Source organism: Candidatus Odyssella thessalonicensis L13 (assembly GCF_000190415.1).
GTDB classification, from domain to species: Bacteria; Pseudomonadota; Alphaproteobacteria; order Paracaedibacterales; family Paracaedibacteraceae; genus Paracaedibacter; species Paracaedibacter thessalonicensis.
The window spans coordinates 7,501-20,129 of record NZ_AEWF01000006.1 but is presented as its reverse complement, the minus strand read 5'-3'; the positions used below and the strand labels follow the sequence as shown (position 1 = coordinate 20,129).

The 12,629-nt window shown below is 43.2% G+C and carries 12 protein-coding genes and 1 tRNA gene (1 of these 13 running past the window's edge); 8 read left to right on the top strand and 5 right to left on the bottom strand.

The features are described from left to right. Window positions 1–249: 249 nt before the first annotated feature. On the top strand, window positions 250–636 hold the full coding sequence (locus tag HMO_RS0109790) for a hypothetical protein (protein ID WP_010302209.1): 387 nt from the start codon (window positions 250–252) through the stop codon (window positions 634–636). 95 nt (window positions 637–731) lie between these two features. Here the strand turns inward: HMO_RS0109790 and HMO_RS0109785 are convergent, their stop codons facing one another. Next, window positions 732–989 carry a BolA family protein gene (locus HMO_RS0109785; protein WP_010302207.1) on the bottom strand — a complete coding sequence of 86 codons (258 nt, stop codon included), beginning with the start codon at window positions 987–989 and terminating at the stop codon, window positions 732–734. Between the two features lie 43 nt (window positions 990–1,032). Here HMO_RS0109785 and HMO_RS14640 point away from each other — a divergent pair, with 43 nt between their 5' ends. Continuing rightward, entirely contained in the window at window positions 1,033–1,599 is a 567-nt protein-coding gene (locus HMO_RS14640; protein WP_010302204.1) for a DnaJ domain-containing protein, read from the top strand. Between the two features lie 94 nt (window positions 1,600–1,693). After that, window positions 1,694–2,005 carry a hypothetical protein gene (locus HMO_RS0109775; RefSeq protein ID WP_010302201.1) on the top strand — a complete coding sequence of 104 codons (312 nt, stop codon included), beginning with the start codon at window positions 1,694–1,696 and terminating at the stop codon, window positions 2,003–2,005. Window positions 2,006–2,021: 16 nt separating this feature from the next. Here HMO_RS0109775 and HMO_RS0109770 read toward each other — a convergent pair whose 3' ends face one another. Further along, window positions 2,022–5,213 carry a hypothetical protein gene (locus HMO_RS0109770; RefSeq protein ID WP_010302199.1) on the bottom strand — a complete coding sequence of 1,064 codons (3,192 nt, stop codon included), beginning with the start codon at window positions 5,211–5,213 and terminating at the stop codon, window positions 2,022–2,024. A gap of 79 nt (window positions 5,214–5,292) precedes the next feature. On the opposite strand from HMO_RS0109770, the gene HMO_RS0109765 reads away from it, so the two are divergent. Further along, complete coding sequence (locus HMO_RS0109765; protein ID WP_010302194.1) at window positions 5,293–6,756, top strand: replicative DNA helicase; 1,464 nt, start codon at window positions 5,293–5,295, stop codon at window positions 6,754–6,756. A 211-nt stretch (window positions 6,757–6,967) separates the two neighbouring features. Further along, window positions 6,968–7,741, top strand: a complete 774-nt coding sequence (lepB, locus tag HMO_RS0109760) for a signal peptidase I (RefSeq protein WP_010302192.1) — start codon at window positions 6,968–6,970, stop codon at window positions 7,739–7,741. 116 nt (window positions 7,742–7,857) lie between these two features. Here lepB and HMO_RS0109755 read toward each other — a convergent pair whose 3' ends face one another. Together HMO_RS0109755 and HMO_RS0109750 are read right to left on the bottom strand one after the other, a co-directional pair. Further along, a complete protein-coding gene (locus HMO_RS0109755) occupies window positions 7,858–9,360 on the bottom strand; it encodes an ATP-binding protein (RefSeq protein WP_010302187.1) in 1,503 nt (500 codons plus the stop codon). Between the two features lie 185 nt (window positions 9,361–9,545). Then, window positions 9,546–9,950: an HIT domain-containing protein gene (locus HMO_RS0109750; RefSeq protein WP_010302184.1), complete on the bottom strand. Its 405-nt coding sequence runs from the start codon at window positions 9,948–9,950 to the stop codon at window positions 9,546–9,548. 104 nt (window positions 9,951–10,054) lie between these two features. On the opposite strand from HMO_RS0109750, the gene HMO_RS0109740 reads away from it, so the two are divergent. The 3 genes from HMO_RS0109740 to HMO_RS0109730 all read left to right on the top strand — a co-directional run bounded on the left by HMO_RS0109740 (window position 10,055) and on the right by HMO_RS0109730 (window position 12,168). Then, window positions 10,055–10,131, top strand: a tRNA-Arg gene (locus tag HMO_RS0109740). Between the two features lie 118 nt (window positions 10,132–10,249). After that, window positions 10,250–11,734, top strand: a complete 1,485-nt coding sequence (locus tag HMO_RS0109735; protein WP_010302177.1) for a leucyl aminopeptidase — start codon at window positions 10,250–10,252, stop codon at window positions 11,732–11,734. Beyond that, window positions 11,734–12,168, top strand: coding sequence for a DNA polymerase III subunit chi (locus tag HMO_RS0109730; RefSeq protein ID WP_010302174.1), 435 nt, complete (start codon window positions 11,734–11,736; stop codon window positions 12,166–12,168). The genes HMO_RS0109735 and HMO_RS0109730 overlap by 1 nt, the downstream gene beginning before the upstream one ends. Before the next feature lie 90 nt (window positions 12,169–12,258). Here the strand turns inward: HMO_RS0109730 and HMO_RS0109725 are convergent, their stop codons facing one another. Continuing rightward, window positions 12,259–12,629: the end of a hypothetical protein gene (locus tag HMO_RS0109725; protein ID WP_010302173.1), read on the bottom strand. 1,426 nt of this gene lie beyond the right edge of the window; only the last 371 of its 1,797 coding nucleotides appear in the window; its start codon lies beyond the right edge, outside the window — the gene reads right to left on this strand; it ends in the stop codon at window positions 12,259–12,261.

Here is a 12,629-nt window from a genome sequence, read left to right as displayed (position 1 = left end):
TAACCTTAATGCTAAGGTAGATCCTCGCCAGTTTTGATGCCATTAATACGCTAATCACTTTAAAAGCCTGACTTAATTCTCAGTTAAGGCGATTAATCTCGTCAATATTCAATACAATATTCACGTATTGCATTTATCCATTTAAATATTACTGTTGTAGGGATGAAAATTTCTTTGCTTAAATAAGAAAACTTCTTCACAGCAGCAAGCGTGTGTTTTTTGATTAACTATAATTAAAGAGAGACCCTAATGAAAAAAATTTTAACTATAATTGCTCTTCTTTCTACTCCCGTAACTGCAACCCAAGCAGATTTATTAACTGTGCTCGAAGGCTGCGCTGACCAAGCTCGCCAGCTTGCGAATAGGCATCCTAATTGCCCCGGCAGCCAGGATTGGAGCAATGATTTAGACTCTTTTAGTAACATGCTCGTCAATTCTACGACCAACTACCGGGAACCCGAAGGATATATTGATCATATTAATAGGGCCGCCATGACCCAAAGTTTGTGGCTAGATTTAATTCAATATTTAAATGAGGTCAATAATACCGTCTCTGTTATGGGAATCAGTCCGTCAGTTACAGCAAAAATACAGCCAGCTTTAGAATATGTTCGTTCCCAAGCCTATGCTTTCTAAAAAAGTACGGATAAGATGTCTTTTTGAATTGCAGTCTAGCCACCGCAAAGCAAGGTGATGGCTAGATTGTGATCTATATTAAAAGCGTTAGAGTTCTAAGCGGGCTTGATATGGATTGCCAAAGCGTGCACTCCTGTCTTTAATTCGTGATCTAAGATTTGGTAAATTCTTTGATGGGCGGCGACGCGGCTCAAGGGCGTCAGGGCAGGGGCTTGAATGGTAATGCTGAAATGAGTTTCTTGGCCAGCCTCTACATGGCCCGCATGTTTGGCCGAGTCATCTTTAACCTCTAAGAAGAGGGGGTGCAGCTCATTTTCAAGCTTCTGAATGATTCTATCGCGAATTTTTTCCATATTATCTCTTGCTAATTGTAGAACACAGCACCATAATTCTGCTATGTTTCATAAATTTTCGCAATTATTTGATCGAGGCAACCCGCATAAAGCGCCGGAAGGACGCTCATGCGACTATCCTGACTGCTCTAGTACGGGGGAGCATCGGGCCCCGCGGTCGCGTCAACAACTCGAAAAAGGCGAGCAAGATTGGTTGTGGTTCTGCCTTGAACATGTGCGCGCCTATAATTCGAAATGGAATTACTTTGATGGGATGAGTGAGGCCGCCCAGCTCAAAGAGCGCCTTGATGACATGGTCTGGCAACGGCCCAGTTGGCCGCTTGGCAAACAAGGGGCCGCAGAAAAATATGATCTTAAATTTGAGGATCCACTGGGGATTTTTGATCATCAAGACACCCACACTCCGCCGGTTGCACCTCCGACCGTAACTTCCCAACGGCAAGCAGATCTGACCTTACTTGATCTGAACGATGACTTTTCAAAAATGGATCTGCAGCAACGCTACCGGCTTTTGGCAAAACAATATCACCCGGATACCAATCCTGATGCGGATGCTGTCGATAAATTCCGTCAAGTTACAGAAGCCTATGACCGCTTAAAACAGTGCTAATTTAAGCAAAACTCTCATTAAAATAAAAGCTTGAAAAATATTACTTAAACTCCCATCTATAGTGTGTAAGTTAAACCAACTGGAGTATAGGCCGATGGACGATAAAGATATTCTTCCTTATGAAGGGGCTTTTAGCAGAGAAGACTTTATGACTGCGCAGTCAGTTACTGAAAAGGTCATTTTGTATAGCGTACACTCCATAATCAGCCTAATCTTACTCTCACTTGTCTGGTTAGCTTATCATAGAACGGGCTGGGTGGCCGCAAGCTTAGTGGCTCTTTTTGAAGTTCTGTTGATATATGCTGTAGTGCTTTTTGCTTGCGAAAGAGCAAAAACACGGGGATCTTTTGATAGGATTATTCGAGACGAATTTACCTATTTCCTTAAAGAAGAGATCAGGAAATAATCTTGCCGCTTCTTGCTTAATCCCAGCTTACGGCGGCGTACCGTTGTGAACGCGGCCGGGGATCGCGATTGTAATCAGTTTGATTATTGTTATTATAGCTTGCTCCCGGGGCGTTGGCGGGCGCTCCGTAAGAAGGTGGAGCGTACTGAGGTACGGGGGCATTATGATTATTGTCGATAGGATCACCGTAATATATAATGGGTGAGTTGGGGGCAGCTCCATAAGCCTCGGTATCATACGGGTCGCCATAAGCGCTGTCGTTGGGCGGAGGGGAGTACGCATAACCCGGGCGCGGATAAGGTGGAGTCGGTGCTGCATACGGAGCGGAATTATAAGCATAATTTGGAGAAGTCGTCGGATAGCTGGGCTGGGGTAGGGGACTGCTTGGGGGATAAACAGGGGCTGGAACAGGCGCCGGTATAGGGTTAAGAGGAGGGGTTCCTAAGGTACCACCCAGAGCTCCGCCGATGGCGCCGCCAATGAGGGCAGTAAGGTCGTCTGGACTAATCTGGTCAGGAGGGGCGATATTACCGGTGCGCTTATTATAGAAATCAATTAACTTTTTAGCATTAGCAATGCGCGGTGGAACGGGTGTTTTGCGATTATTGGTTCTTTGAGTATCAATGCTTTGCCATGTTTTCTCATCTTGTGATTCAAGCTTCAGCCGGGGGGTATAATTGGCTTTTTGGAAGGCTTGGGCAATGGAGTCTAAATCCAGAGGGCTAGTTTTCTGGCCGTTTTGTAGATCCCTTTTGATGTCTTGTAAGAAATCAATAACAGGATCCTTGGGATTTAATCGCCGAATAATCTTATCAATGATCTGGGAGTCCTGGGCGGCACAATCAGAGTAGTTTTGACAAGTGGAGCCATTACGGCCTAAAGCCTGAATGGTGTAAATAAGAATATCATCGGTATCAAATAGGACATAAGGTCGAAGTTTTGCTTCTGCATCCGAATAGTCGATTTGCTGAGCAGGGGGCGCGGCGGGTGCGGCTGGCTGCCCCAGGCCAAATACCGAGAGTAAAGATTGAAAGATGGCTGTGTTGTCAGTTTTAGTTTTTTTATCTCTCCTGTTGGTTTTGAAAATACGCGCTTCTTGCAAATCGCTTATGCGTAAACCATTGGTAAGATTATTCTTACCTTTCTGAGATAACTTGTTGTAGATCAGAAGCTTTGTATGAGGACGATCCAGATTAAAGGCATTGTTGATGACATTAGCAAAATCATCCAGCATGCCTAAAATGGCTTGGTCAACCTCTTGGTATTTCTGATTGGCGGGTTGAGTCGCAGGTAAAGGACCATAAATGCTGTAGCCATAATAAGTGGCTGCATAACCCGGCTGTCCAAATTTGGCTTTCATAGATTTAATCTCTTTATTATAAGCCTTACGACATTGTTCCCGACTACTACAGCTGACAGATTTAAGGTTACGAGTAAGCTCTGTTAGGATCTGCGCTTTCGCTTCCCCATACTTTGCAGAGCCAAAAAGACGGCGCTGAGTATAAGCAAGCGGATTAGCCTTTGCTAATGAGATACTATAGGTTTTACCCGCTGCTATAATTTTAACGTTGATATCTTTAAGATTAGTGATTTGGGCAGGGATAGGCGGCTTGGTTGGGGTTAATTGCTGTTTGATCGCCAGCCACGTTTGTTGCGACTGACTCGCTTCCCCTATTTTCTGGGAACGAGATTTTTTAGGCTTCGCGCTGGAACCATAGCCCGATTCTACTTGTTGGCGCAGAGATAATAACTTCTGATAGCTTTCATCTTGCTGATTCAGGTTCTGTAAATATTTGTCAATAATGCGTAAATCGATAAGGGTATTACCTTCGCGATCTTGAGGGCGGTTAGCAAAGCCATCAATCTCTTGAAGGATCATATTCAATATCTGATCATAATTATAATGGGCACCATTTATCTCAGTAATCTGGTAAGGCGGCGCCACATTAAGGTGTAGATCGGCTTTAAGCGTTTGTTCAACTTGTTCTCGTAGCTTCTCTAAGCTGCGCTGAGTGGTGGTGTCTCCATTATTCATATTCAGCGGCGCAAATAAATTCTGAGCTAGCACAACTTTATCAAAATTATAACGCTTACCACTGCGATAATCCGCTTGTCCTGCCGCTGACATGGCCTGATAAATGAGAACTTGCGAATAAGAACGCTGGGGTTCATTTGACGGTCTCGAAATGTTCTTTGCCGTTAAAGGATAAGTTTTACCGCCAATAACCAAATCAAATTTCAGGTTGTCAAGGTTAGTGAGGGCGGGAAATTCTGGGGGCTTGGCTGGTTGAAAAGTCTGAGCTACTGACAACCATTCCTTGTGAGACGGATTGACTAGGCTCGGCGTTATATTAAAGCCGTGTGTTTGGAGAAGATGAAGAAGGTTCCCCATAGAAAGGGGCAATTTTGCTGCTTCAGCAGTAATGGTTGCGCGTAATTGTTGTAGCTTAGGAAGATGTGGGTCATCACTTGTTAGTTGAGCCAAAACTTCATCAATGATACTGAGTTGCCATTGTAAGGCAGAATCCTGATTCAATTTCGCATAATCTTGTGTTTCCAATCTCCCAAGAATATAAATGAGTAGATGATCATAATTAAACTTTAAGCCTTGAATATGACGAATTTCATAAGTAGGTGCGGCTAAAGCAGAAGCTTGGTTAATATGAGAATTTATTTCTTGTTTTAGGGATCCTAATATTGTTTTATCTCTTGAGGTGAGCGAACTTTGGGCGCCCAGCAGCTCAGCAAAAAGTCTCTCAGCATTGGAGTGATTAAAACCCGTATTAAAGTTAGGCAGCGTCACTCGATATCCTTGCCGGTATCTAGACTGAGCTTGAGGTGATAAGTTTTTAAAGATAAGAGTTTGAGGATAAAATATCAGCGATCTCAGGAAAATGGGCGCCTGCTGCATGAGCTTTTGTGTGGCTTCATGCTTGCGAATTAGTTGATTTTTAACATTTGGCGGTGTGGTGGGGGGTAACGTTGTTAATTGATGGTTATAGGTGTTTAATAGCTGGCCCAGTTTTTGCTGAAGGGTATCAATGCAATTTTTAGTTGTTGTACAACGCTCGAGGGAAAGATTAGAATGAGAGCCATCTGGAGCATGTTGTAGGTCGACCAATACCCCCTCAAGGGTTGGATCAGCCCAGGCAAGTTGACAGATTAGTAGAGTCAAACTCCATAGGATGGATTTCATTAATTTAGGCATTATGGCACGACCTAAGATTTTCCTCATTACTTATGAGTGTGCTATGGTGTGGTTAATATTCGATTAAAGTGAGTAAAATATGTCTTCTGAGGTTGTTCTGTTTAAAACGAATTCTATAACTGCCCCCCAAAATGATGATGCTCCTCCTTATAACTTGGAAGCAGAGCAGGGACTTTTGGGAGTATTATTGCTCGATAATACCATGATGGAGCGGGTAGGAGACTTTTTAAAACCGTTTCACTTTGCTGACGCGATTCATGCGAAGATCTTCGAAGGAATCTGCCGCTTTATTGAACGCGGGCAGATTGCCGATCCTGTGACCTTAAAAGATTACTTTGATCGGGATAAGGCTTTAGAACCGGTCGGGGGAGCGGCCTATTTGGTCGATATTGCCAACTCGGTGTTATCGATGAACAGTGCGGCTGATTACGGCAAACTGATTTATGACTTATACCTGCGCCGAGAGTTACTGAAAATTGGCCAAGATATCTGTGGTAATGCCAAAGTTTATGAATTTGATACCACTGCTATCAGCCAAATCGAGCAAGCCGAAAAGCAGCTCTTTGATCTGGCAACTAAGGGGCAAACCGGCGGCGGCCTCTTGCCTTTTAGCTTGGCGATTACTGATGCGCTGCAAACAGCTGAAATGGCCTTCAAGCGTGATTCGCATATCGTTGGCGTAACAACCGGCCTGATTGATATGGACAAATATTTGGGTGGTTTGCATCCCTCTGACTTACTTATCTTAGCTGGACGCCCGTCCATGGGTAAAACAACGCTGGCTACTAATATTGCCTTCAATGCCGCCAGGGCCGTCCTGGAAAAAGATCCTAATGGAGCACCGGTAGCGTTTTTCTCTCTTGAAATGTCCTCAGAACAGCTGGCTGCTCGTATTTTAGCTTCCGAATCTGAAGTTTCTTCCGACAAAATTCGTCGCGGTGAGATAAGAGCTGAAGATTTTCCAAAATTTGTCGAAGTTACCCGTACCTTACAAGAATTACCGTTATTTATTGATGATACCGCCGGCATCACTGTTAACGCCATCCGTAACCGCTGTCGCCGCTTAAAACGTCAACATGGATTAGGACTAATTGTGATTGACTACCTGCAATTAATTGAAGCGGGCGGAGTAAAGCGGAGCAGCGATAGCCGCGTTAATGAAATTTCTGATATTTCGCGCGGACTTAAGGCAATCGCTAAAGAATTGGATGTGCCAGTAATTGCTCTGTCTCAGTTATCGCGTGCGGTGGAACAGCGTGAAGATAAGCGGCCGCAGTTGTCAGACTTACGTGAATCGGGGTCCATTGAGCAAGATGCTGACGTGGTGATGTTTGTGTACCGTGAAGAATATTATCTTGAGCGCCGTCGTCCGCCTGAAGGTACTGACAAATTCGTTCAGTGGCAAGAGGAAATGCAGCGCGTGTATAAACAAGCGGAAGTTATTATTGCCAAGCAGCGTCATGGACCGGTGGGTACGGTTAAACTTTATTTCGATGGAGCCTTGACGAAGTTCAGTAATTTGACAGAGAATTATATGGATTAAAGGAATTGATTGCTAGACGGATATGATTAAAATGTGAAGCTTGTGCAATCGGCAGAGAAGATCTGATATGACATTAGAAAAACAAGGTTATATACTTTTAGATTTCCCGTCATTCGGATAAGAACAACATCGGAGCTAAACTCTTGCCATTTAGATCAAGCTTCTTTTTAATTAAAGTGCAACTTGGGCTTCTAAATATAAGGATAAGTTAATGGATAGATTAATTAAGGAAATTAAAGGGACCTTAGGGGCCCTGTTTATTGCAGTTATCATTCGCACATTTTTATTTCAGCCTTTTGTCATTCCATCGGCGTCGATGTATCCTACTTTGATGATTGGCGACTTTCTATTTGTTACAAAATATACTTACGGCTATAGCAATTATTCATTTCCTTTCGCGCCTCCTCTCTTTCAAGGACGGCTTATGGAAAACGACAAGCCCACTTTAGGACAAGTTGCTGTTTTCCGGGCCCCGGTTGGGAAAACGGAGAATATTTTCTTACGGATGACTATTTATTTTGATGAATCCTTGGATTACATTAAAAGAGTGGTAGGGTTGCCGGGTGATAAAGTGCAAGTTAAGAATGGTATTTTACACATCAATGGCGTTGCTTGTAAACTTGAAAAGCTTGAGGATTATACGCTGAGAGATCCTCGCTATAACTCTGTAAAAGTTTATTCCCGTTATCGGGAAACTCTGCCAAATGGTAAAACTCACGAAATTTTGATGGATCTCCCGTTTGGGGCCGGCCCTGTCGATAATACCCCGGAATATACAGTTCCCGAAGGCCATTACTTTGTCATGGGCGATAACCGTCATCATTCTCAAGACAGCCGCTATATGAAGGAGCTCGGTTTCATTCCAGAAGACCACCTTCTAGGCCCCGCACGTATACTGTTCTTTTCAACAGAGGCTCGGTGGTATGACGTACTTGCATGGATTCCAGGTATTCGAGTTAACCGTATCCTTAAGGTCATCGAATAAGATCTTCACTATACCTGCCTCAATATAGATATAAGTGGCCCCAGCGTTCATATAGAAGCTGGGGCTTTTCATATGATGGTAATGCTTTAAAACATGCCCGCTGAAAAATATTAACTCTAATTATTGCTGGAGGTTAATTGATCATCGTGCTTGCGGGCAATCACTTTTTCTATGGCTATAGGGAACTGAACAGTGACATCGCGCATCGTGGTGCTTTGCTCAAGCGCCGCCTCAATTTCAAGAGCATTTTCTACATCCTCAATGCGAAGGGGGGTGCCGATTATATAATTGCTAAGAGTTGCTCGAGCCATTGCAACTAACCTCTCTTTTTTGAGCTTTGGGAAAGGGACATGGATAAAACGGGATTTTAAAGCTTCATCTTCAATAGGCTTATTGCTAATAAAGATCAGCAGGAATCCTTTGAAGGAGACTTGGAGACCTTCTAAATAGTCTGCGGAAAAAGAGCCAAGGGTAGGCTCAAATAAGCGCTTAGCACTTTCATTTAGCGAGCCATTCAGCCAGGTGGCTTCATCAAATATCAGAATGCCAAACGGGCTACTCTCTTTACCGATTCGCGACAATGCTGATAAGACTTGGCCGGGTTTGAGTGAACTACCTTCTAGAGTATCAGCTTTGTGATCTTTAAGAGTGATTTCTTGCATAGGAATAGGGTGAGAAGATACCTTATTTAAGTGGTTTACAAGCTTCTTTGCAAAGTAAGTTTTGCCAATCCCGCCTGATCCTTCAAGATAAAGACAAACAAAGCCATCTTCATTTAAAGCCAGTTTACGCAAGTATGTTCTGCAAGTTGAGCTAATGCTAGAAATGGCGGGATCTGCTTGCTCATAATCTTTAAAAAATTCTCCGATAAAACGATGAACGAGAGGGAAATCTTGCTTCAGCTCTTTGAGAGAAAGAGGCGGCGTATAGGGATAACGATGAAGCATGGGTAAATTGAATACTATATCGAAAAACTCGGCTGCCTGGCTGTATCTACAATGCTTATTGCGGACCAATGTAAATTTTTCACGAATTTGCTGCCACAAAGCAGAAGGGATATAAGGCATCAATTCACAGAATTTATCTTCCCATCGGCTAAGAGGATCAGGGTCGGGTCTAAAATATTGATACAAGGCATGGGTTGAATTCTTAATGGTTACCCCTAATATACTTAAAAAATTAAATAACCCAAACCCCCCTCCCACACTCTCTGGGGACATTACTGACAGGATCATACTTGTACTAATGCCGTCAAATGCAAGGTATAGAGCACCTTCTTTAAGAGGGCGCAATACTGCTGAACGTTTCTCTTTTCTGAGTTGCTCTTTCAAGGAGTTGACCATCAGTTGCCGCTGCTGGAGATAGTCGTCATAAGATATTTCATCGAAGCTGGTGATAGCCTCAATTTCTTCCAACCTATCTTTTTCCTGAATTAAGTCTTCCGGCATATTCTCGATTGATCCATCTGCCATCAGCACGTCCACATAACCTTGTAAAATGGTGGGATCAAATGCTTTCTCATAATCAGTTGTGCTTAATAGATTACCTGGAAAGGCGTTCTCTCCAGCACACAGATTAAAATAGAGTAAGATACTGCTGAATATAACTTTTTTTACCATAAAGATATCCTTAGTTTGAGAGTTAGCGGCTGACCACTAGCCTAGGTAAGAAAAGCTTCTGTTTTGACAACTTTAATCAATCTTGACTAGATCCCGCACAACTAGTCTAAGAGAATAAGAGATTTATACAAAAGGGGTGATGGAAAAGATTAACTACCGAGAATAAATAGTCTGTCTGTAATATCTTACCTGCTGCTAAGTATACCTTTGTGAATAGTATTAATTCTTGCCGATAGCCCTTCTTCTGTGTAATCGCTATGGACAGTATTCCAGACAGGATTCGGCCAAGCAGGATCGGTGGTATAGCGTGCAATAATATGGATATGCAGCTGCGGTACAACGTTTCCTAAGGCTGCAATATTAATCTTATCTGGCTTAAAAATGTCCCTCATAACTTGCGACATAAAGGTCATTTCCTCCATAAGCAGCTGCTGCTCTTGCAACGGTAGATCTATAATTTCTATAATGTTATCTCTTTGAGGGATAAGAATGCACCAGGGGAAGGCTGCGTTTTTAGAAAGGCGCAGCTGGCACAGCTTTAAATTAGCAATAAATTCAGAAGATTGCTCAAGGCGAGAATCAAGTTGCATGGCCAGTGTTCCTTCAAATGATTTGCCTCATCATGGCTTAAAATTCGCATCAGCACAAATTTTCTTTTGGCAAGAGCCGCTTTATGGGCTATAAAGAATCAGATGCACCCGTAGCTCAGCTGGATAGAGTGTTGCCCTCCGAAGGCAAAGGTCGGACGTTCGAATCGTCTCGGGTGCGCCATTTCTCCTTTATTCCTTTCTAGATACCATAAATATTCACCTCAAGCTCAGCATGAAGATTGCAATGAGGTAGGAATTGTCCTAAAACTAAAACAGGAGCAAAAAAAGAAAGGAAAGTTATGAAAATCGAATTTAATAAGCCTAGTCTTCCGACTTCAGGTGTTTTAACGGTTGTCGTCGTTTCTAAGGATGTCGATGGACTTATCGCTGAGTTAGACAATAAAATGTCAGGACAGCTGCAAACTATTGTCGGCAGAGAAGAATTTGATTTTCGTAAAGGAAGTGTTGTCACCATTCCTTATCCGCAAGGCACCGGCCTCACCAAGCTTCATTTAATCGCTGCTGACCAGGAAAAGCTCAAGGATCATTATGAGCAAGAATCATTAGGGGCTAAGATTTATTCTACATTTGGCCTCGAACAAGATGAAAAAGCAGCTGTTTATCTGCCCGCTTTATCAGATCCAAAGTCAAGTGGAGTTGTTGCAAGCGGTTTATTGTTGAAATCTTGGTCCTTTCCTAAGTACTTTACTAAGAAAAAGAAAACAGATTTCTGTCAAATTCAGCATGTTTCCATCTTAACTGAGACACCCGCAGAAGCCGCTGAAAAGTTTAAAGAATTAGAACAAGTCGCCGAAGGGGTCTTCTTAACCCGCCATGTGGTCTCTGAGCCACCAAACGTAATTTATCCTGAAACCTTAGCAGCTGAAGCCAAGAAGCTTGAAGCATTGGGAGTAAAGGTTGAAGTTATGGGCGAGCAAGAGCTTGCTAAACTTGGTTTCAATGCCTTGTTGGGCGTTGGACAAGGCAGTGCTAAAGAATCCAAGCTGGTCGTTATGCAATGGCAGGGGGACTCTGCTGAGGCGCAACCTATTGCTTTTGTGGGTAAAGGCGTAACCTTTGATACTGGTGGAATTTCAATTAAACCCTCCCAAGATATGGATGACATGAAATGGGATATGGGTGGCGCCGGGGCCGTGCTCGGTGTGATGCGAGCGCTGGCCGGCCGTAAAGCCAAAGTGAATGCTGTTGGGGTAATGGGATTGGTTGAAAATATGCCAGATGGCAATGCGCAACGCCCAGGTGACGTTGTTAAATCGCTATCCGGTCAGACCATTGAGATCTTGAATACGGATGCAGAGGGGCGCTTGGTGCTGGCGGATGCTTTATGGTATACTCAAGATCGTTTCAAACCCGCCTATATGGTTAATCTCGCCACTCTAACAGGGGCAATCATTATTTCATTAGGCACAGAGCATGCTGGCCTGTTCTCCAATGATGACGAATTAGCCACGATGTTGGCTGATTGCGGAAAAACTGTTGGCGAAAAACTATGGCGTTTCCCGTTAACAGAAGCTTATGATAAAGAGATTGATTCTGTTATTGCCGATGTCAAAAATCTGGGTAATGGCCGTAATGCGGGCAGTATTGCCGCAGCACAATTCTTGCAGCGCTTTGTGAATGGCACCAAGTGGGCCCACTTAGATATTGCCGGCACAGCCTGGGACAAGAAAGCAAAATCCCTGCACCAATCCGGAGCTACTGCTTTCGGTGTTCGCCTGTTAAATTATTGGGTTAAGAAGCATATTGAAAGGAGTGCCTCCTAATGGAGGTCGCTTTCTATCATCTAACTGCAACGCCTTTAGATAAGGCGTTGCCTAAGTTAGTTGAGAAGATTTATCAAAGTGGGCTACGTGCGCTTATTGTTTGCGAGACGCAAGAGCGTATAGAAGCCCTAAATAATATCTTGTGGACTTTTTCCCAGACCGCTTTTTTACCCCATGGTTATACCGGTGATCCCTTACGGCATCCGATATGGCTTTCTCTTGCCTCTGATAACGTTAATAACGCCGATATTGTGATCATCCTTAATGGAATTATGGTCGCACCCGGGCAATTTAAACGATGTATGGATATGTTTGATGGCAATGATGCCGCTTGCGTGCAAGCAGCCCGCGAGCGCTATAAGGCTTATCGTGAGCAGGGATTAAAGCTAACTTATTGGCGCCAAAATGAAAAAGGGGCGTGGGGCCAGGGGTAAGTTTCACAGATATCTCGCTGTAAGACAGCCTGCCTTACCTATCTGAAGCTTATATGTTCCTTATTAGCCGTACTAAATGCACGACCCACTTTACATTCCCTTATCCGCATTTAATGCTTCACCTTTGGTTTGAATTATCTTTTGAAATTTTGGTAAAGGATATGGTGAACCGTCTATGTCTTGATTGAGGATATTTTCTTCTCCTTGGTGTTCCTTATTCAAGTAAGCCTCTAAAATCAAGGTAGCTAATTTATCGATGGCCTGTTTATACTTTCTATATTTCTCCGGAGCTGGCTCCTTTAGATAGTAATCCTTAATAATTATATAGTTGGGATCTAAGAGAAGTTTAGGATTAATGAATAATCTTGCCTGCATATTGGTAAAAAGTGCCCTTTCTTTATCCTCATTTTCTGACCAGCTAGAGTGATTGAGTTCTTTTATTCTGAGCTTGTTAAAGTTAA